The sequence below is a fragment of the Phormidium sp. FACHB-1136 genome, assembly GCF_014697375.1.
Lineage (GTDB): Bacteria > Cyanobacteriota > Cyanobacteriia > Phormidesmidales > Phormidesmidaceae > Nodosilinea.
Map to the genome: position 1 here is coordinate 71,836 of NZ_JACJRS010000007.1, position 20,653 is coordinate 92,488.

At 57.4% G+C, this 20,653-nt stretch carries 20 protein-coding genes; 11 read left to right on the forward strand and 9 right to left on the reverse strand.

Annotated elements, in window-relative coordinates; translation table 11 throughout:
* Positions 1 to 21 precede the first annotated feature (21 nt).
* The 3 genes from H6G62_RS03860 to mnmE all read left to right on the forward strand — a co-directional run bounded on the left by H6G62_RS03860 (position 22) and on the right by mnmE (position 2,631).
* A complete protein-coding gene (locus H6G62_RS03860) occupies positions 22 to 711 on the forward strand; it encodes a DUF547 domain-containing protein (RefSeq protein WP_190492793.1) in 690 nt (229 codons plus the stop codon).
* A gap of 76 nt (positions 712 to 787) precedes the next feature.
* Complete coding sequence (locus tag H6G62_RS03865) at positions 788 to 1,219, forward strand: SufE family protein (RefSeq protein ID WP_190492794.1); 432 nt, start codon at positions 788 to 790, stop codon at positions 1,217 to 1,219.
* A gap of 20 nt (positions 1,220 to 1,239) precedes the next feature.
* Positions 1,240 to 2,631 (forward strand): tRNA uridine-5-carboxymethylaminomethyl(34) synthesis GTPase MnmE, encoded by a 1,392-nt coding sequence (gene mnmE / locus H6G62_RS03870; RefSeq protein WP_190492795.1) that lies wholly within the window; start codon positions 1,240 to 1,242, stop codon positions 2,629 to 2,631.
* Between the two features lie 227 nt (positions 2,632 to 2,858).
* Here mnmE and codA read toward each other — a convergent pair whose 3' ends face one another.
* Positions 2,859 to 4,118 (reverse strand): cytosine deaminase, encoded by a 1,260-nt coding sequence (gene codA / locus H6G62_RS03875; RefSeq protein ID WP_190492796.1) that lies wholly within the window; start codon positions 4,116 to 4,118, stop codon positions 2,859 to 2,861.
* A 44-nt stretch (positions 4,119 to 4,162) separates the two neighbouring features.
* Entirely contained in the window at positions 4,163 to 4,351 is a 189-nt protein-coding gene (locus H6G62_RS03880) for a replication restart DNA helicase PriA (RefSeq protein WP_190492797.1), read from the reverse strand.
* Positions 4,352 to 4,808: 457 nt separating this feature from the next.
* On the opposite strand from H6G62_RS03880, the gene H6G62_RS03885 reads away from it, so the two are divergent.
* Positions 4,809 to 5,672 (forward strand): transglutaminase family protein, encoded by an 864-nt coding sequence (locus tag H6G62_RS03885; RefSeq protein WP_190492798.1) that lies wholly within the window; start codon positions 4,809 to 4,811, stop codon positions 5,670 to 5,672.
* A 22-nt stretch (positions 5,673 to 5,694) separates the two neighbouring features.
* Here H6G62_RS03885 and H6G62_RS03890 read toward each other — a convergent pair whose 3' ends face one another.
* Positions 5,695 to 6,585, reverse strand: a complete 891-nt coding sequence (locus tag H6G62_RS03890) for a hypothetical protein (protein ID WP_190492799.1) — start codon at positions 6,583 to 6,585, stop codon at positions 5,695 to 5,697.
* A gap of 83 nt (positions 6,586 to 6,668) precedes the next feature.
* Positions 6,669 to 6,908 (reverse strand): hypothetical protein, encoded by a 240-nt coding sequence (locus H6G62_RS03895; protein WP_190492819.1) that lies wholly within the window; start codon positions 6,906 to 6,908, stop codon positions 6,669 to 6,671.
* Between the two features lie 390 nt (positions 6,909 to 7,298).
* On the opposite strand from H6G62_RS03895, the gene thrC reads away from it, so the two are divergent.
* Positions 7,299 to 8,366, forward strand: a complete 1,068-nt coding sequence (gene thrC / locus H6G62_RS03900) for a threonine synthase (RefSeq protein WP_190492817.1) — start codon at positions 7,299 to 7,301, stop codon at positions 8,364 to 8,366.
* Between the two features lie 77 nt (positions 8,367 to 8,443).
* Here the strand turns inward: thrC and H6G62_RS03905 are convergent, their stop codons facing one another.
* Positions 8,444 to 8,674: a hypothetical protein gene (locus H6G62_RS03905; protein WP_190492800.1), complete on the reverse strand. Its 231-nt coding sequence runs from the start codon at positions 8,672 to 8,674 to the stop codon at positions 8,444 to 8,446.
* 379 nt (positions 8,675 to 9,053) lie between these two features.
* Here H6G62_RS03905 and H6G62_RS03910 point away from each other — a divergent pair, with 379 nt between their 5' ends.
* The 5 genes from H6G62_RS03910 to H6G62_RS03930 all read left to right on the forward strand — a co-directional run bounded on the left by H6G62_RS03910 (position 9,054) and on the right by H6G62_RS03930 (position 16,548).
* Positions 9,054 to 10,727 (forward strand): alpha/beta hydrolase, encoded by a 1,674-nt coding sequence (locus H6G62_RS03910; protein WP_190492801.1) that lies wholly within the window; start codon positions 9,054 to 9,056, stop codon positions 10,725 to 10,727.
* A 157-nt stretch (positions 10,728 to 10,884) separates the two neighbouring features.
* Entirely contained in the window at positions 10,885 to 11,652 is a 768-nt protein-coding gene (locus tag H6G62_RS03915) for a YebC/PmpR family DNA-binding transcriptional regulator (RefSeq protein ID WP_190492802.1), read from the forward strand.
* Between the two features lie 81 nt (positions 11,653 to 11,733).
* Positions 11,734 to 12,552 (forward strand): hypothetical protein, encoded by an 819-nt coding sequence (locus H6G62_RS03920; protein WP_190492803.1) that lies wholly within the window; start codon positions 11,734 to 11,736, stop codon positions 12,550 to 12,552.
* Between the two features lie 246 nt (positions 12,553 to 12,798).
* On the forward strand, positions 12,799 to 14,160 hold the full coding sequence (locus H6G62_RS03925) for a transposase (RefSeq protein ID WP_190492804.1): 1,362 nt from the start codon (positions 12,799 to 12,801) through the stop codon (positions 14,158 to 14,160).
* Between the two features lie 465 nt (positions 14,161 to 14,625).
* Complete coding sequence (locus H6G62_RS03930; RefSeq protein WP_190492805.1) at positions 14,626 to 16,548, forward strand: diguanylate cyclase; 1,923 nt, start codon at positions 14,626 to 14,628, stop codon at positions 16,546 to 16,548.
* A gap of 5 nt (positions 16,549 to 16,553) precedes the next feature.
* Here the strand turns inward: H6G62_RS03930 and H6G62_RS03935 are convergent, their stop codons facing one another.
* From H6G62_RS03935 to H6G62_RS03950, 4 genes are all read right to left on the reverse strand, one after another.
* Complete coding sequence (locus H6G62_RS03935) at positions 16,554 to 18,479, reverse strand: FAD-dependent oxidoreductase (RefSeq protein ID WP_199324725.1); 1,926 nt, start codon at positions 18,477 to 18,479, stop codon at positions 16,554 to 16,556.
* A 258-nt stretch (positions 18,480 to 18,737) separates the two neighbouring features.
* Complete coding sequence (deoC, locus tag H6G62_RS03940; protein ID WP_190492806.1) at positions 18,738 to 19,433, reverse strand: deoxyribose-phosphate aldolase; 696 nt, start codon at positions 19,431 to 19,433, stop codon at positions 18,738 to 18,740.
* Positions 19,434 to 19,619: 186 nt separating this feature from the next.
* Positions 19,620 to 19,841 carry a hypothetical protein gene (locus tag H6G62_RS03945; RefSeq protein WP_190492807.1) on the reverse strand — a complete coding sequence of 74 codons (222 nt, stop codon included), beginning with the start codon at positions 19,839 to 19,841 and terminating at the stop codon, positions 19,620 to 19,622.
* Positions 19,842 to 20,005: 164 nt separating this feature from the next.
* The gene (locus tag H6G62_RS03950) at positions 20,006 to 20,230 is read right to left on the reverse strand and encodes a hypothetical protein (RefSeq protein ID WP_190492808.1); all 225 of its coding nucleotides are present in this window, start codon (positions 20,228 to 20,230) and stop codon (positions 20,006 to 20,008) included.
* 249 nt (positions 20,231 to 20,479) lie between these two features.
* Here H6G62_RS03950 and H6G62_RS28520 point away from each other — a divergent pair.
* On the forward strand, positions 20,480 to 20,653 hold a 174-nt coding region (locus H6G62_RS28520; protein WP_347239287.1), incomplete at its 3' end, for a helix-turn-helix domain-containing protein.

The window sequence follows — 20,653 nt, forward strand, 5'->3', positions numbered from 1 at the left end:
AAAAAGTTCCCGACCTGCCCTATGCTCACCTTTGCCCCCTGGGACTTTATGCTGCAAGCCTACGTGGACGACCAGGGCTTGGTGGACTATGGCCGCTGGCGGCAGGAATCGATGGCGATGCTAGCGGACTGGCTGACGGAATTGCAAACCGTGGCTGTGGCCGATCTTCCCCCGGAGGAGCACCTCGCCTTTTGGCTGAATCTCTACAATGCGCTGATGGTACAGGAGGTCTTGCTACGCTACCCCATCGCCTCCATTCGGCCCAAGATGTTGGGCATTCCCAACTGGCTGGGGTTGCTGGTGTTCCTCAGCCGCCCGGTCTATCGGCTGAACGGCCAGTTCCTCAGCCTCAACCACATCGAACACCGTAAATTACGAGCCACCTTTGCCGATCCGCGCATTCACTTCGCCCTCGTCTGTGCCTCCCTAGGTTGCCCCATTCTGCGCAACGAAGCCTATCTGCCCGGTATCGTCGAAGCCCAACTCGATACCGACGCCCAGCGCTTTCTCAATAACCCCGAAAAAGTCCGCTACGACGCCGACCAAGACATCCTCTATTGCAGCAAAATCTTTCAGTGGTACGAGGCCGACTTTCGGGTAGCGGCTCCCTCCATTGCGGCCTACATTGCCCAGTACAACCCCCAAGTGTCCAAAACCGCCACCGTCCGCTATCTCCCCTACAACTGGAGCCTCAACCAAATCACCCACTAAGTCCAAGTTCACAACCGCTCCCGAACCCCATGGGAGCGGTTGTGTGAGAATAATCGGTGTAGCCTCACGTTGCTCTATGTCTACTCGCCCTGCCTCCATCGAAAAACTGGTCAGCCGTTTTCAGCAAACCGCCGATCCCAAGCGCCGCTACGAGCAATTGTTGTTCCTGGCCAAAAAGCTGGAACCCCTGCCCGACGAGTACAAAACGCCGGAAAGCAAGGTGCAGGGCTGTGTGTCCCAAGTGTTTGTGGTGGCTGACCTGGTGGAAGGCAAAATGCAGTATCAGGCGGATTCCGACGCCCAAATTACCAAGGGTTTGGTGGCCTTTCTGGTGCGGGGGCTCAATGGCCTCACCCCCCAGGAAATTGTTGACCTCAGCCCCGATTTCATCAAAGACACCCAACTCGATGTCAGCCTCACCCCGTCGCGGGCCAATGGGTTCTACAACATCTTCAAAAAAATGCAGACCCTGGCTGCGGGGTTTCTAGCGGCCTCGGCCCAAGCCTAGGCGTGCTCACGGATACCGCTATGGTTCAAACCAACCACCCGCTTCAGGGCGAAACCATTGCCGCCATTGCCACCGCCATTGTGCCGCAGCAGGGCAGTGTGGGCATTGTGCGGCTGTCGGGGGCCACAGCGTTGACCATCGCCCAGGCGTTGTTTCGCGCTCCGGGTCGGCAACCCTGGGAGAGCCACCGCATTCTCTACGGCTATGTGGAAGACCCCACCACGGGGGAGACGGTGGATGAGGCACTATTGATGCTGATGCTGGCTCCCCGTTCCTACACCCGCGAGGATGTGGTGGAATTCCACTGCCACGGCGGGGTAATGGCGGTGCAGCAGGTGTTGCAGTTGTGCCTCAACCAGGGGGCGCGGCTGGCCCAGGCGGGGGAATTTACCCTGCGGGCATTTCTGAACGGACGGCTCGACCTCACCCAGGCGGAGGGGGTGGCGGATTTGGTGGCGGCGCAATCTACCCTGGCGGCAAGGACGGCCCTGGCGGGGGTGCAGGGCAAACTGACCCAGCCTATCCGCGCCCTGCGTTCCCGTTGTTTGGACATGTTGGCGGAGGTGGAAGCCCGCATTGACTTTGAGGACGACCTGCCGCCCCTGGATGAGGGTGCTATTCGGGATAACCTCAGCCTCGTTTTGGCGGAAGTCAACACCCTGCTAGCCACGGCAGAACAGGGGGAACGCCTGCGCACGGGGCTGAAGGTGGCCATTGTGGGACGGCCCAACGTGGGCAAATCGAGCCTGCTGAATGCCTGGAGCCGGACGGATCGGGCCATTGTCACTGACCTGCCGGGGACGACCCGCGATGTGGTGGAGTCGCATTTGGTGGTGGGCGGTATTCCGGTGCAGGTGTTGGATACGGCGGGCATTCGCGAAGCCACCGACCAGGTGGAGCAGATCGGCATTGAACGCTCCCGACGAGCAGCCCAGGCGGCGGATCTGGTGTTGCTGACCCTGGACGCCACAGCGGGCTGGACGGAGGCAGATCAAGCCCTCTACGACCTAGTGCAGGATCGGCCCCTGATTGTGGTGATCAACAAGCGGGACTTGGTGGATCAGGACATCGCCATTTCCCTACCCGCCGCCAACGTACCGACAGTCTACACCGCCGCCGCCCAAAATCAGGGCATCAACGCTTTAGAACAGGCGATTCTCCAAGCCATCCACGCCGACCAGATCGCCCTGAGTAATTTGGAATTTACCCTCAACCAACGCCAAGCCGCCGCCCTCACCGAGGCCCAAATTGCCCTGCGCCAGGTGCAGCAGACCATCGACGGTCAACTGCCCCTCGATTTTTGGACGATTGATCTACGCACTGCCATCCACGCCCTCGGATCCATCACCGGGGATGAACTCACGGAATCCATGCTAGACGACATTTTTAGCCGTTTCTGCATTGGCAAATGAGGTGATACCAAATCCGATTAGATAACCCCGATTCCCAGCCCAGCAAAGTGTAGGGGCGAGGTCTCCTCGCCCGCTAATACCGGGGGCAAACAAGCCGGATTTAGTATGACATCTTTGCCCCAGGGCAGAGTATATTCGGCCTGCTAAGGTTGGCGACTCGCCTGTAGCAGGTCGGTGGCGGTCTACCGACCAACGGTACGGAGTGGTGGTTGCCCTACTATCGCGACCTAGCTTTCGGCGGCCCCTAGCCAGGTGGTGCTAGCAGGCTGGGTTTGGGCCAAGAGCTTGCCCCTAGAAATGACATGGGTGACGGTGGCGCAGCGGCGGATGGCGTCGTAGGGGCTGTCGGCATCGAGGACGATCAGGTTAGCGGGTTTGCCGACTTCGATGCCGTACTGATCCTCCACCTTGAGGGTTTTCGCTCCGTGGTGGGTGGCCATGGCGTAGCAGGCATCGATTTCGGCCTGTCCGGTCATGTGGCAGGCGTGGACGGCCATGGAAGCCACGGCCAGCATATTGCCTGTGCCCAGGTTGTACCAAGGGTCTTGCACACAGTCGTTACCAAGGCTAACGTTGAGCCCCCGCTGCCACAGTTCCTTGACGCGGGTGATGCCCCGTCGTTTGGGATAGGTATCGGCGCGGCCCTGGAGGGTGATGTTGATCAGGGGGTTGGCGATGAAGTTGATTTGGGAACGCGCTAGCAGGCCCATGAGCTTGGTGGCGTAGGCATTGTTGTAGGAAGCGAAGGCGGTGGTGTGGCTAGCGGTGACGCGATCCCCCAGGCCGGATCGGAGGGCATAGGCGGCGACCACTTCTAAAAAACGGGATTGGTCGTCGTCGATTTCGTCGCAGTGGATGTCGATCAGGCGGTCATACTGCTGGGCCAGGTCAAAAATGCGGTGGACGGAGTTCACCCCGTCCTCGCGGGTGAGTTCGTAGTGGGGAATGCCCCCCACCACGTCGGCCCCCATCTCCATCGCTGTCTCGATCAGGGCATCGTTGCCGGGACTACCGTAGATACCGTCCTGGGGAAAGGCCACCACCTGCACGGTGATCCAGTCCTTCACCGCGTCTCGCACCTCCAACAGCGCCTTCAGGGCGGTGAGGCTCGGTTCGCTGACATCGGCATGGCTGCGGACAAATAGGGTACCCTGCTGGGCCAGTAACTTCAGGGTGGTCGTCGCCCGCTGCTTCACGTCCTCTAGGGTGATGGACTGCTTGCGTTCTCGCCAAATGTCGATGCCCTCAAACAGGGTGCCGCTTTGGTTCCAGCGGGGTTCCCCCACCGTGAGGGCAGAATCCAGGTGAATGTGGGACTCCACAAAGGGCGGACTGACCAGCTTGCTCTGCACCGACAACTCCTGAGCGGCCAAGACCTCTAGTCGGGGCGCAATGGCCTGAATGGTGCCCTCCTGAATGGCAATGTCTACCGCTTCGGCATGACCTAAAAGACGACATTGCCGTAGCACCATTTCCGGCGAGATCATAGCCACTTTTCCTACCTTGTGTCGATGGCTTGACGGGGTGAGGGCTATCGGGCAGACCCCACAAAGATCCCCGGCGCGTAGGCTTCAATCACCTTGCCGCTGCGGGTACAAGTAATCATAAGGTAATCGCAGGCATTACACTGGGTTCGCACCAACTGTTCTTTCTGCAAATGATGACGTTCGGCCAAGTGTCCACAGTTGGGGCAATGCACCTGTTGAGAGATAAAAATCATTTTTGTAATCCTGGCTACTTTAAAGTGTTGAAGCGGATGAACTCGCACACTGATTTTCTCCAAAAATAATCTCGCAACGAACGAAGCCCATTGCGAGGAATTCAGGAAAATGCAGTCTTGTATTTCATGACATTATGACCGTAGTTTTCGGAAGTGACAACGTTATTTTATAAATGCTTAATCTTGTAAACATCTACATATTGGCTGATCCCTATGAGGGAATACCCCTGATTTATCTAGCTAAGTGTCCGAGTTAGGGGTAGGCTAATGTTCATTTTTGTGCTACCTCGCAAGGCATAGCCAACAACCTGAATCAACGGTGCCCAACGGTGCGGCATTCGTGCAATTCTGCTTGGACCTGAGCGGGAGGAGTGGGGTCTGGGAGAGAGAGGAACAGACGAAAGGGGCCACTTGCGGTAAGGTAGGGTCGCCCCTTGGCCCTGAGGCTTGATCCGTAATGCGTTTTCAGATTCAGCACCAGACCACCTACCACTACCCAGAACCCGTTTTGCTTCAGCCCCACACCCTGCGGCTGCACCCCCGCACCGATGCGGCCCAGCGGGTGACGCACTTTCACCTGGCGGTGTCTCCTATCCCCACCCAACAGACGCCGCTGCTGGATACCGATGGCAACCATAGCCACCGCCTTTGGTTTGCCCCCACCCCCGTCCAGCAGTTCAGCCTTGCCGCCACGGTGGAGGTAGACACCTATCGCACCAACCCCTTCGACTATTTATTGGAGCCCTGGGCCACCACCCTGCCCATCGACTACCCCAGCAGTTTGGTCGCCATTCTCCAGCCCTACCTTCAGCCTATGCTCTACCCCGCCATCTCCCCCAGGGCCACCCAACTGGCGGCGGATCTGAACCACGAGGTAGACGGCAATGTCAGCTTTTTCCTCACCACCCTCACCCAGCGCATCTACGAAACCTGTGACTACACCACTCGCAGCACCGGAGACCCCTGGCCACCGGGTGTCACCTGGGAGAAGCGCCTAGGCAGTTGCCGCGATTTTACGGTGCTGTTTATGGAGGTGTGCCGCTCGGTGGGGCTGGCGGCGCGGTTTGTCAGCGGCTACGAAGCTGGAGACGATGCCGTTTCCCACCGCGACCTCCATGCCTGGGCCGAGGTCTATGTACCGGGCGGCGGTTGGCGCGGGTTTGACCCCACCCACGGGTTAGCCGTCGGTGAGCGCCATGTGGCCATTGCGGCCAGCCCGTTTCCGCCCTATACGGCCCCCGTGAGCGGTCAAACCTTGGCCACTACTCGGCCCGTCATCGGCCAGTTGGTCACCCAAGTGACGCTAACCGTGCAGGCGTAGGGCTAGGGCTGGGAATGCCGCCCTAGAGCAAGCCCGCGCTCCCTACAGTGCGGTAATAATCTCGGCCATTGTAGGTCAACACTACGGTGGGATCGGGGCTTGAGAGATCAATCGCTTTGATGCGCACCTGCCCCCCGGCCACGGTGTCGCCCTGGCTGACCCGCCGCCCAGAGGGATTCCCCGGCTCGGTAATAATGGCGTGAACCTGCTGGCCCACCTGGACAACCCCGCTCACGACCACCTGATCGACGGTACTCCTGAGGGCTACGGGGCTGGGGATCAGATCTGTCGTCGCCCCAGTCTCGGCGGCCATGGGGAGTCCACCCGGAATGGGGGGGACAGGTAAGCTCGGCATGGTGACGGTGGGCAGCGGAGGCAACGCCTGGGTCGCCGCTATGGATACCGCTGGCCGTGGCTGGGCGGTTGAGGGTCGGGCCACAGGGGTGGGCGCGGCGGTGGGCGCGGCCAGCGGCATGGGCGGCGGTGGCGGGGTAGGAATAGCCCCAGCGACGGGTCGGGATGGGATACGGACTGGGGTCACGAGGGGCGCAAAGGGGTCGGGTCGCCCAGCGGCAATGGCAGGCACCCGCGTCTGGGCGGAGGTCGATTGCAGAAGGTCTGGTTCAGCGAGGGTAAGGGATGGAGCCGCCGCCACAAAGGGTTCGGAAAAATCAGCCGTTTTTGCCAGTTCTGATCCCAGTACCCCATCGGCTATCGCGTCTGATGAAGGGCTATCGGCAGCACCGCTGCCTGAGCTAGACGATTGAGACTGCCACAGCCTCAACCCACCCCCCACTAGCAGCGCCACTAGCACTCCCCCACCTAGGGCAAAATACAGGTTCCGATTGGGCGACGACGCCTTGCCATCGGCACCGGAGAGAACGGTAATTTTAGGTGTACCTGAATAGCTCATGCGCCTTTTCCCCACAACTCCCCCATAGAATAGCGAATTCTCTGGAAGATGACCCATGGAGATGGTGCCCTAGGGGATGGCTACTAGGCTGGAGTGCCGCCGTTGGTTTGGCGCTGGTGATGCAGGGTCTGGAGCTGCAATAGGAGCGCGTCTGCCTCGGCCTGGAGATGGAGGAGCTCCACCTGGTGATCGGGGCCATAGGGAGACTGGCTGACTTCAATCCAGCAAATTTGGTCAGAGGCGGCGGGGGCCGTTTCGCGATCCACTTCCCCGAGGGCAGCGGGGGAGATGGAGACATTGGCGCGATCAGCGGGGGCATTCATCGGCAAGACCCTAGCGAAATATACTCAGTCATGTACTCAGTCAGAACGTTAAGCTATTTTAACCGTCCTGTCCAGAGGACTATCTTAAACTAACTGCCTCAGCCCGCAGGAGGTCTTCCAGGGCAGTTTTTCAACTGGATCCGCCAAGAACAGGTCAGACGTGGATCCGGCGACCCTAATCCCAGCGCTGAAAAATCGGGGTATCGCACACGGTAAACTGGTGAGACACCACCGACAGGGCCGGAAGGGCTAGGGGCGTCTCCCCAGGCCGGGGCCAGGTTGTTCCCATCCAGCGTTTGTTCGTTCAATCCTTGTTCTTTGCTTGATCCTACCGTGACGATTCGTTTAAACCCTTCTTCCCACGATGTCAGCGCCGTTTCGCCCCACAGCATCCCCAGCCCCGGCACCCAGCCTTGGCCAGGGTTGATCGAAGCCTACCGCCCCTACCTGCCTGTCTCCGAGCAAACTCCGGTGGTCACCCTCTGCGAAGGCAACACGCCGCTGATTGCCATGCCCGCCCTCAGTGAGCGCATTGGGCGGGGGGTGCAGGTTTGGGTCAAGTACGATGGCCTCAACCCCACGGGCAGCTTTAAAGATCGCGGCATGACCATGGCTCTCTCCAAGGCCAAGGAAGACGGGGCCGAAGCGGTGATCTGCGCCAGCACGGGCAATACCTCGGCGGCGGCAGCAGCCTATGCACGGCGCGGCGGAATGCGGGCCTTTGTGCTGATTCCCGATGGCTATGTAGCCCTGGGCAAGCTGGCCCAAGCCCTGCTCTACGGGGCCGAGGTGCTGGCCATTCAGGGCAACTTTGACGATGCGCTGCGGATGGTGCAGGAGCTTGCCAAGGACTACCCCGTTACCCTCGTGAATTCGGTGAACCCCTACCGCTTGCAGGGGCAAAAAACCGCCGCCTTTGAAATTGTGGACGTGATGGGGGATGCGCCGGATTGGCTGTGTATCCCGGTGGGCAACGCCGGAAACATCACCGCCTACTGGATGGGCTTTAGTGAATATCACCAGCAGGGTAAGTGTCGCCTGCCGCAAATGATGGGCTTCCAGGCCGCTGGAGCCGCCCCCCTAGTCAACGGCCATGTGGTCAGCGATCCCCACACCCTGGCCACCGCCATTCGTATTGGTAACCCCGCCAGTTGGAAACAGGCCGAAGCGGTTCGAGATGCCAGCGGCGGCAGTTTTCATGCCGTTACCGATGAGGAAATCCTCGACGCCTACCGCATTCTGGCCCTAGAGGGAGTTTTCTGCGAACCCGCCAGCGCCGCCTCCGTAGCCGGATTGCTGAAGGTGAAAGACCAAGTGCCCGCCGCCGCCAAGGTGGTCTGTGTGCTCACGGGTAACGGCCTCAAGGATCCTGACACCGCCATTGCCCACAGCAACAACCAAGTCAAAGGTGGCCTCGTCCCGGAATTAGGCGTCTTGGCCCAGGCGATGGGGTTCTAGGCCATGCCCACCCTCCTTAGGTTAGTGACTTTAGGCTAGTAACTTTAGGCTAGTAACTTTGGGCTAGTAACTTTGGGCTAGTGAACCTTGCTGTCCCGCACCATGACCACATCGTGGATGGGGCAGTGGGGAATGGCTTCATCCACGATGTGGCGGTACCAGGTTTGATGGCAACTAGCCACAGGGCATCGGTAGCGGGGGCTTTCAACCCTCGACTCGCTGCCCGCTAGGGGGGTGTAGCTATCGCTGGCGGGCTGGTCTGCGCCAGGGCGGCCTGAATCGAATGCGGAATCAATCGCCATCGTCATTATGGTTTCAACCCTTATCCCATGGAGATCTCAAGGCAGGAAGCATCGGTTCCTCTTGCCTGAATGGTTTGATCATAGCCCTTGGCGGGTCGGTGGCTTTGGCTTTTAACAAAACTCATCCCAGCGGATGGCATGACCGCCTAGTCCCTGGGTTGGTCCCGTCATCGGTTTATTTTTTACCCATCAATAATTTTCTTGGCGTTGCTGATTCCGAGGATGCAGCAACGCCGAGATGCCTTGGAAACTCGTTATGGAAGTCACCCATTCATACGGCTATTCAGCAGCGCCATTTTCTCAAATTTGCTGAGCCACATTTACGGATGCATCGATGGAGATTAAACTCAGGAAAATCTTTGCATCGGCCTAGGTGAGGTCAATTATGGGTAAGCGGTGGCTGGCAGGGTTGGGTGGGGCGGGGCTGACCGTAGCGGCGACCCTGGGGCTGGGGGGGGCACCTTCGGCCCAGGCCGCAGAAACCGTGGTCTTAGAATTCGGCCCCTTTGGGCGTTCGGTGCCTGTGTCGGCCCTAGAGGCGTTTGCCCAGGGTGCCCCCCCTAGTCGGGAGTTGGATCCGCTTCTGCGCCGCCTTACCCCCAACCAACAGGAAGGGTTTAGGGCTGGGCTGAACGCCCGCCGCGAGGCCGATTTAGTTCCCCTCAGCCAGTGGTTCTACGACCCGATGGGAGAGCAGTCCCTGGCCTTTTTAGGCAAGGTGATTCGCACCGATGCCCGGTTGAACGGCCAGCGAGCGCTACGGGCCGCGTTGATTCGGTCGGCAGCGGAGGACAGTAGCGTCTCTCTGATGGGCGTGATTCGCCATTTTCCCACCAGAACCATCAACCTAGATCTGGCCCAACTGCTGCGCAATGCCCAGCAGACCCTAGGCGAAGCAGAGGCTACCCAGGTCGTGGTGGAGGCGGTGCGGGCCAAGTCGAGCCAGGAAGCCGCCACCCAATCCCTCGACCTCACCACGCTGCCCGACCTCACCCAACCCGGCCCCCACGGTAGTCGCCAAATTTCCCTCCAAATCACCGATCCAGCCCGCCAGCGCACCTATCCGGTGGAACTGGTGGTGCCCCAAGATTTAGCCCGCGTCCCCGGCCCGATTCCGGTGGTGGTGATTTCCCACGGTTTGGGCGACAGTCCCCAAAGCTTTTTAGATGTCGCAGCCCATGCGGCCTCCCATGGCGTCCTGGTGGCCCTGCCGGAGCACATTGGCAGTAACTTTGTCCAGCAGCAGGCCATGCTCAACGGGCTGGCCCAGGAAAGCTTTCTGCCCCAGGAGTTCCTTGATCGCCCCCTGGATATTCGGTTTTTGTTAGATGAACTCAGCCGCCGCAATGGGGCCGACTTTGGCGGGCGTCTGGCCCTGGATCGGGTGGTGGTGGCGGGCCATTCCTTTGGGGGCTATACAGCCCTCGCCTTGGCTGGGGCCACCATTGACTTCGAGCGTTTGGCCCAGCGCTGCGATGTCAGTGCCAATATTTTGGCCGATGCGGCGCTTCTCTTAGAATGTCGCGCCCTGGCACTACAGTCTCAGCCCGCCGTGGTGGAGCAGCTTGGGGAAACGGGTGTCCGGGATGATCGGGTGGCGCTGGTGATGGCCTTTGCCCCGGTTTCTAACCTGTTTGGCCCCCAGGGGATGGCCGCCATTCAGCGTCCGGTGATGATTTTGGGCGGTGTCTTGGATGTGGTGGCTCCGGTGGTGCCACAGCAGGTATCGGCCTTTCACTGGCTGACCACTCCCGACCGCTATCTCTACCTGGCAGACAATACCTCCCATGGCCCCGAATTCACCCGATCCATCAGCCAATTGCTCGACTTTGACCAAGACCTAGCCCAGGGTATTGACGAAGCGCTTGGTATCACGCGGGGGGTCAACAAGTCCTTGGTGGTAGCGTTCACCCAGGTCTATGCTGCCAATCGTCAGGAGTTTAGGCCATTCCTCCAGGCGAGCTATGTGGAAGCCGTCAGCGCCGATCCTTTCCGCCTGCACCTTGTCAGGACCCTCCCCCCTGGACTGGAGGACTTCCTCGGATCGGACGAGCCCTAGCGTACCTCGGGACTGGCCAATAAAAATAAGACTCAATATCCCCATCACAGTTTGGTAGCGCTCCTCATATAGATGTCTCTTTTAGATGTGTCCCTCAAGATCAGAAGGGGACAAATCAAGCGATAGAATCGAAGATGCAGTGATCCCCGCGTGAGGTATGGCAGGTCATAGTAAATGGGCCAACATTAAGCGACAGAAGGCCCGGGTGGATGCGGTGAAGGGCAAGGTGTTTGCCAAGATGTCGCGGGAAATTATTGTGTCGGCACGGATAGGAGGGCCAGATCCGGCGGGCAATTTCCAGTTGCGGACGGCCATCGACAAGGCCAAGGCGGCGGGGGTGCCCAACGATAATATTGACCGCGCCATTGCCAAGGGGGCGGGCCAACTGGGGGCCGACGATAGCTATGAGTCGATCCGCTATGAGGGCTATGGCCCTGGGGGGGTGGCCGTGCTGATCGAAGCCCTGACCGACAACCGCAACCGCACCGCCGCCGACCTGCGAGCCGCCTTTAGCAAGCGCAACGGCAACCTGGGGGAAACGGGCTGCGTGGGCTGGATGTTTGACCAAAAGGGTGTGGTGACTATTGCCGAGCCAGGGAACGAGGAAACCCTGCTGGAGGCGGCCATGGAGGGCGGGGCCGAAACCTACGAGTTGATCGATCTGGATGAAGGCACCCCCGGAGCCGAGGTGTTCTGTGCCCCAGCGGATTTGGAACCCCTCGACACGGCCCTCAAGTCCCACGGCTACGCCGTGCAGCAAAGTGAACTGCGCTGGATGCCCAGCAACACGGTGGTCGTCACCGATCCGGATCAGGCCCGGTTGTTGATGAAACTAATGGATGCCCTGGAAGACCTCGATGATGTGCAATCGGTAACCGCCAATTTTGACCTAGACGAAGCCGTCATTGCCGACCTAGTCGCCTAGGACAACAGGGGATTCGCCTAGCCCTGGACACACCTCGTCCAGGGCTAGGCGGGGCAAAATGCAGTGGATATAAGGATCACCATGGCAGAACCCGTTGACCTTGGCCCTCTCCTCACCCTTTCCTTCCCCGGTGGCCACAATGCCCAGGGGCTCTGGCTTGCGCCCCACCACACCAGCCAACAAGCCCTGGATAACTTGGCCCTGGATCGGCCTCGGCCCACCCTTGTGATTGTGGGCGGAGCAGGGCTGATGGCGGAGGACAGCCAACAACAACTTCAGGGGGTCTTTCAGGAGGTCATTGCTCCCCTGGCCCAGGAACATCATTTGACGGTGATCGACGGGGGCACCGATACTGGAGTGATGCGCCTGATGGGGCAAGCCCGCCATCGAATGGGGGGCTGTTTTCCCTTGGTTGGGGTGTTGCCCCAAGGCCAGGTTAAGGCTCTCGGTACCCGCGTTTTAGACAGGACAGAAGCATCTCGTCCGGGGCTATTCTCAGCGGTGGTCGATAGCCTTGGTCAAGGTCTAGAGCCCCACCATAGCCACTTTCTGTTTACCCCCGGTTGGGAGTGGGGCAGTGAGTCGGCCTGGATTGCTGACCTGGCCACCACCCTGTCCACCCCTAAGCCCGCCCTCACGCTACTCATCAACGGTGGCACCATTGCGGCGGTGGATCTACACCTCAACCTAGCCACGGGACGGCCCCTGCTGGTGCTGGCGGGTAGTGGTCGCCTTGCGGATCAGGTCGCTACGGCCCTAGCCGGAGCCGAGGACGATATTCCCCCCAACCTGCGCGAGGTGATCCAGCGATACCACCCTAGCGGTGCCCTACTTAGCCTAGATATCGCCCTCCCCGCCGCCGATCTACGCCGCCAACTAGCGGCTTACTTTACCCATTAGCCCGTATTTTCATCACCACTAACGCCTTGTCTACCGATCTGGCATACCAAAGGTATGCCACCATGCTCTAGAAATGACGCTTTTCTGGTCACTTTGCACTAAAAATAAAAGAATATTAAATTACAAGACCGCTCATCTACCGGGCATTTATACTAAAGCTTGTTATCTAACAATACCTTCGCCAAAATGAGGAAGGGCATCTGCCATAGAGTGGAGTAACCAAACAACCGCTCACCACAGAAGCCCATGCTAGAAATCTTAGCGCTCTTAACTGGCTTGGAACCGCATTGGAATAAGACGGGTCTTCGGCGATTGAGTCGGATTGCGCAGGCGATGTTGGCGATGAGTGGACGGGTGACTATGTTAGGGATCTCCCGGTGGACGGAAGCGGGGGGAAGTTATCGGAGCGTCCAACGGTTTTTCAACACCGTCATCCCGTGGGCCAGTTTACTGTGGGTATTTTTCTGTCAGCAGTGCTACCGCCGCGAGGAAACGTACCTGTTGGTGGGGGACGAAGTGGTGGTGACCAAATCGGGGACACAGACCCATGGGCTAGACCGATTTTTCAGTAGTTTGTACGACAAGCCGGTACCGGGCTTAGCCTTTTTCACCTTGTCACTGGTCGCGGTCACGGAGGGACAGGCCTACCCGGTGAGCGTTGAGCAGGTGGTGCGTACCGCCGAGGAAAAGGCGGCTATGGCCACCGCTAAAGCCGCCAAAGCGGCCAAGAAAGGGACGAACGATGCGCCAAGGTCTCGCGGGGGTCGCCCGAAAGGACGAAAGACTCAGCCCAAAGACCAGGTCACCCTCACCGCTGAGTTGCAGCGGATTAGCGCGACCCTCACGGCACTCTTGGCACGGATGGCGGGCTGGGTAACGGTGAAGTACCTAGTTCTGGATGGTCACTTTGGCAACAACAAGACCCTCTGCATGGTGCGTCAGCACCACTTGCACCTGATTTCTAAGTTACGCGCTGACTCGGCCTTGCATCAGCCCTATACCGGAGCCCATCCCCGGGGCAAGTATGGGGCGAGGCTCGACTACCACGCTTTGCCCGCCGACTGGTTGATCCAGCAGACCACCACCCGTCAGCGCGAGGGCACGATTCAAACCCATTGGTACCACGGCACGGCGGTTCATGCGCAATTCGCTCACCCCCTCAATGTCGTCATCCTCGAAAAAATCAACCTCCGCACCCAAGCCCGGGCCCATGTCATTCTCTTCAGCAGCGACTTAACCTTGGCCGCCACCGACCTCGTGGACGATTACCGCTTACGCTTTCAGATTGAATTTAATTTCCGCGATGCCAAGCAATTCTGGGGTCTCGAAGACTTCATGAGCGTCAAGCCCACCCCCGTCACCAATGCCGCCAATCTCGCCTTCTTTATGGTTAGCCTTTCCCATTCCCTCCTCAAACCCCGACGCCTCTCCCAGCCCGACGCCTCTATCCTCGACCTCAAAGCCTACGCTCGCGGCTACCGCTATGTCACCGAACTCATCGATCTCCTTCCGCAAAAACCCACACCCGGTTTCTGGACGCAAGCCCTCAACCGCTTTGCCAACTTAGGGCGTATTCATCCACCTCCTAGCCACCCTAACTCTGCCTAATCTGGCGAAGGTATTGATCTAAGATAACAGGTTCAGCGTTAAGACTAGATATTTTCCGCATAAGAGCACCTCGAAAAATACAGATCTTCTTGAGGCTGGATACGAAGTTCCATGGGTTTTAGGCTCTTCGAGTTCGCAATAAGGTAATTAATCGAGGTGCCCATAAGATTCCCATCAAGATATTTAGGTAAAAATTTTCTAATTAACGTTCCTGGATAAAAGTAGTGATCCGGAAGGTTTAAAGTAGTGATCCGGAAGGTTTCTGGCTAATTCAAAGTTATTTTGCTTCGGCTATTTGTGTTGATAATTGTCGTCAGACCCTTCGATACAATCAACCCTAATGGTTAGGCGATATATCCTAGCGATTTAGGTAGATACTCACAATTTACGACTCCTGAATTGCCTATGATGATACTCGCTGTCTGTCAGGTTAGAGGATTTTTGCTCAGGCCATGGCTTCCCCTCATGCAAGTGCAGCCCTCCCTCACTCGTAATACCTTAATTCGGCTATTGTTCCGGTTGACAGTTATCTTCATCGCTTTTGCCCTGTTGACCTATGGGCATATCATCGGACAAGCGCAGATTAGCACCCAAGAACAGCTTCAAAAATATGTTACTGAACGGGGAAAGCGCGAGGAATTCATTTTTCAGCTCGCCCTTGATCGCCACAGTTTGCTCAAGCAAACCTTTACCACCGCCACCAACCAATCTCAGCCTTCTGAACCCCTAACCCCCCTATTTGCTTGGTCAGATGGCACCCATCGCAATTTCCCAGAACACCAGGATATAAACCAATTTGAGGGTAAGTTACAGGCATCTGTCTTTGTGGGGCGAGATATCCCTCTGACCGCAACACTTTATCGCCAGATTCGACAGTTTGAACAGTTGCTCTTACAGTATGCCCCGGCATGGCGTGATCGCTTCGTCAATACTTGGATTGTCTCGCCAGAAAACATTGCCGTGATTTACTGGCCTGAACTACCGGGGCCGCTGATGGTTCCAGGTGATTTTGATGTCCGTAAGGAAAAGTTTTTCTACGTGGCTGACCTCGACCATGACCCACAACGGCAAACCGTCTGGACTGATGCGTATCAAGATCCAGCCAGCCCGGATTGGATTATTTCGGTGGTCACCCCCATTGACGATGCGACAGGACGACACGTCGCCAGCATTGGTAACGATATTGTATTGAACAGTTTAATTGATCGCACCAACACCGATCCTTTATCTGGAACCTATAACTTCATTGTGCGGCAAGACGGTATTTTGATTGCCCATCCCAACCTTGCCTCTCAAATTGCGGCCCAGCACAGAACATTGAGGGTTCAAGATTTAGATGACCCCCATCTCAACCGAATTTTTGCCTTGATTCAATCCACTGAACTGACCCATGAATCGCAGCCCATCTCCAAGGGAAATGATACTAGCGGATCGGCGAACGGGGCACGCGTGATTGAGAACGATAGGGATCATGAGTACATCACGGTTACCCAGCTAGCAGGGCCTAACTGGTATTTTGTGTCGGTCTACCCCCAATCACTGATGCAAAGTAGCGCATGGAGTGCGGCAAAATTTGTCCTACTGTCTGGGGGCGTTGCGTTACTCATAGAAATGGGACTGATCTACCGTACCTTGAGCACTCAAGTTATCCAACCGTTGGCTCAACTGCTGCAATCGACTCAACAGCTCACTCAGGGCGATTTTGATGTGCAGGTGACCGCCCTGAAGCAGGACGAAATAGGGCAACTGTCGAATGCCTTTATGCGCATGTCAGACAAGCTCAAAAATCTGGTCACTACCCTGGAGGATCGGGTAGCCCAACGAACCGTAGAGCTAGAAGTAGCCAATCAGGAGCTTCAGCGACTATCCCATCTGGACGGTTTAACTCAGATTGCAAACCGACGACATTTTGATGAGTACCTTGCCCAGGAATGGCTGCGGCTACAGTGGGAACAGCAACCGTTAGGACTTATTCTTTGCGATGTTGACTTTTTCAAGCAATACAATGACTGCTATGGACACCTGATGGGAGATGCCTGTTTGCAGCGTGTGGCACAGCAAATTCAGTTCGCCGTTGCTCATCCTGCCGATTTGGTCGCCCGCTACGGTGGTGAGGAGTTTGCCGTGATTTTACCTGGCACCTCGCTCGATGGCGTGATTACCGTGGCCAAAAAGATTCAAGCTCATCTTGGGCAAGCTCAGATTCCCCATGCTGACTCTAACGTTAGCCCGTTTGTCACCTTGAGCCTGGGGGTTGTCAGTCTGATTCCTAGTCCATCAACAACCATGGCGGCCCTGATTCAGCAGGCAGACGAAGCCCTCTATCGGGCTAAACAACAGGGGCGAAACAGGCTACAGACAGACTATAGCGTAGCCCTGTCTAGCTAGTCCCATTACCAGGTGGTGCGGAGCCCCCGCTGGGTCATGTAGGCTTGCAGGGCGGGCATATAGCCATTGGGGACGATTTCGGCTGGATGATTGGGGGTATCGGGTTGCAGTAGCCAAGCCGCTGTAACGCCCGCCGCCGATCCGGCCTGCCATTCGCCATAGTGGACGCGGGTGGAGGCATTGGCGATGTGGGTTGCGGCTAGGGCTTTGCCGCCAATCAGCAGGTTTTCGACCCCCTGGGGAATGAGACTTTCTAGGGGCAACTGAATGGGGTTGACCTTGGGTTCCTGGGCGGGGGCGCTGACGGAATCCCCCGATGGCCCCCAGTTGCGGTAGCGGCAACCGTGGATATCAATGGCGTAGTGACTGACGCCGATGGCGGTGGGGGCAAAGCTGCGCTGTTCCGGGAAGCCCACCCGCATATCATTTTCGCGGATCATGAACGCCTCCTGGCCGTAGGCGGCTCGACCGAGGATGCGGCGACCTTCTCGGAAATAGGGCACCATGCTGAGGCCAGATTGGGTGCCCATCGCGCTGTCGGGGCCGTAGAGGTAGGTGAGGGGTACGTCGGGGCCAGAGTGGTTTTCCAGGATCCAGCGGGCAAACACTAGGGCGTGCTCTTCGCCAAATTTGAGGGCGGATTGGGACAGCCCCCCCATCCAGTTCTGGTACTGCCCAGAGGCTTCTAGTTCGTGATCCTTGAGAATGAGCGGCGGATCCATCCAGTTCCAGTCGTTGCCCCGGTTCCAGTTGATCATGGCAATATCCCCAGGGGCGGGGGTGCCTGTGTGGGGGCTGTTGCGGGTGTGGCTCACAATGCGGCGATAGTGGAAAAAGCTCTTGCCGCTGAAGAAGGGGAAGTCCTCTAGGTCGTAGACGGATTTGTGTTCGTGGAGGCCGTAGGCGGGTTCGATGCGAGATAGGGCGGCGAGGCTGCTACCGCCATCGTTGTGGACGGCGATACCAAAGGGGTAGGTGAAGGCTTGGGTGCAGTCGGGGTTGTCGAAGGCGGCGGCATTGGGTTCCCCAGTCGTGGCTTTGGATTCTGACCCCAGGCGGTAGGGCACCCTAGCCCAAGCGACCAATTCTCCGGTGTCGGTGGCGTCGATCACCATCAGGGGCCGTCCGGCGGGGGCTTGTAGGCGCAGGGGCACTCGGTCGTAGGTGTCGGTGGGAGACCAGCTATACCATTCCGCCAGTTCCTCCGAGAGCCGTCCCCTAGGCACATAGTTGGGATCCCTAGGAATCCGCTGCACCGCATAAATCGCCGTAATTTCCTGTCCGGTGGCGTTAAACTCGGCCCCTTTGAAGGCGGTCATTGTAGCCCAGCGACCATTGCCAGCGGTGTCCTTTTCCTGGAGGAACTGCTCGGAGGCCAAGGCTCCGGCTTCGGGCATGAAGCACAGTGCCCCCACCCAGCAGCTATTCAAATCCGCCACCCTTCGCTGGGTGCCGCCGGGACTCCAGACAGGCAACGTCACCACCTGATTTTTGATCAGTTGCCGAAACCGCACCCAACTGGGGGCGAAGTTATCCCGCAGGCGCATCCGCAGGGATTCATCAATGGCCGAAACCCCCTGGGAACTAATCTGCCCGCCCAGCCAAGGGGCCGCTTCAATTAGGCAGGTTTGGGCACCGCTGGCCATGGCGTGCCCCGCCGCCGCGACGCCACCGAGGGAACCCCCCACCACCACCACCTCACATTCCCACACCTCTTTAAAGTTCGGCAGCGGCACCGGGCGAGGGCGTCCGTTAAACACAGCGGGTTCTGGCAACTGCGACACCCGTAACCGGGGCGACAAATCCGTGAGGTTCGTTGCGGCGGGGGAAAGGCGAGAGGCCATTAACCCGGTCAAGGCTCCGACCCCAAACATACCAAGGGCCAGCCCCGCCACATGCTTCCACTTAATTCGCCGCCATCGATTCGTCACGGGTTGATCCTGTCGTTTACTGGGCACAGCCGGGAGGATTGACCTAGGCCATGGACGGCACATTGATCAGAAAAGATGCATGCCGTCCATGGCAAAGCTGTCAAGGTTGTAGCACACCCTAGCGGTCTTAGCGCCTCGGTGCGGCATCAAGCCAAGCTCACCCACCACTGACTTAATGGAAATCTCACGTTCGATACATCTTAATCTATCGATGGCCCCTCTCCACCCACCCCGTTGCGCCAGCGCCATGGGGTGAGATCATCCGGTGAATGAGTCACTAGCCTGCTGTTGTTTGACGAGATCTGGCCCCCATGACGTACCGATGCGGGTGGCTCCAGCCTGGACGAGGGCGAGGGCTTGTTCGGCAGTGCGGATGCCCCCGGAGGCTTTGACCCCGACGCGGCCCTGGGCCATTTCTGCCAACTGCTGTACGGCGGCCACGGTGGCTCCGCCCTGCCATCCGGTGCTGGTTTTGAGGAAGGCCACTCCGGCATCCATGCAGATTTCGGCGGCGAGGGAAATTTCTGAGGGGGTGAGCACCGCCGTTTCCAGGATGGCCTTGACAGGTTGTCCGGTTTCTTCGCAGATCGTGGCGATTTCTTTGTGGATGGCATCGTGCTGGCCGGATTTTAGCCAGCCGAGGTTAATCACTACATCTAGCTCCGTCGCGCCGTTTTCCACCGCTTCCTGGGCTTCGTAGAGTTTGGTCGCCGCCGTGGTTGCGCCTGTGGGGAAGCCAATCACCGTACAGATTTGCACCGGGCGCTGGTGGAGCCGTTCCCTGGCCTGCCGCACGTAGGCTGGAGCAATGCAGACCGCAGCAAACCCAAAGCGGTCGGCCTCATCGCACCACTGGGCGATTTGGTCGGGGGTGGCGGTGGGCACCAGCAGCGTATGGTCGATCAGGGGGGCCAGGTCGATGGTTTCTGCGGTAGAAAAGAGTCCTTGAACCATGGGGATGTCTCCGTGGGGTGATACGCGCCTACTTGGGTGATCCTACATGGACACGGAGAGCCGCCCATGGACATCGTGCAGATTGCGACTGAATTATGATAGAGGTCAATGCTGCGATATTTCTTGGCAAGTTTGCGAAGGTTTCGGTTAAAGGTAGGCGAGGCTTCAACTTGAACGCTGGGCTGGTCAGTCATTTTCTAGACCTTCCCATAGTTGTGAGACAGGAATGGTTTGGCCTGTCATGGCTTCGTGCCAAGCTTGCTTGAAGTCTCCCAATAGGTCTGCTTGCGAAGGTTCGTCATCATCGGTTGTCTCTGGAATTAAGACGATAACCTCTACACGACTATTTCTGTCGAGAACGAGAGGTTGATCTAAAGTGAGCTGTCCTTGCTCGTCAATTGTTCCCATAACTTTTTAATGCTTTCATATTTACTCCGCTATGGTTTTAGTTGTTATTTTCAATCAGAGCCCAAGCCAGTTTTAGCTTTTCAATAATTGAGACAGTGATGAATAGATGGAAGGAAAACAGATAAGGCCGCATGGATTTCCAGGTATCATTATACCTGTCTAAGTTATTCTTCAAATTGAGACATCAACCTGATTTCCTCGTCAGTTATATCGTCTCTACCAACTAACCCGTAATGGCGCTCATCAACGACTGACAGATGAAAAATATCATCACTTTCTTCGATTTCTAACTCTAAAATAGCTACCTCATGTTCAGATAGAAATTGTAATGCAACAGGTTTACAAATTGCATTCGGATAGCGATGCTTGCAAAACTCTACGTCTTGCATGACTTGCACTAGGGCACCTCGAAAAATACTGAAGACACTGTCTCACAATGAGACTCACGCCGAAATCCAGACTCCTGAAATATTTGCTAATAGTCCAATATTTGATCATTAGTATTTTGATTCTTAAAGAGATAGTCGATAGACACAAAAAGATGAGATCATAGACAGTATAAATTACTCACTTCTCATCAGGGCTAAGCTGTTAGTCATCTAGACTGCGTATAATACATTAAAATTATGGAATAAGCCATGGGAGTCAGAAACTATCTAACGTCAGAGGAAAAGCAAGAGCTTCAGAAGCAGTTGAAGTTCCATGAACACCCTGACATTCGAGAGCGCATTCTAATACTACTACTGCGCAATGACGGCAGGACTCAACAAGAGATCGCGAACTTAATCGGATGCTCCTTGCGGAAGGTGGCC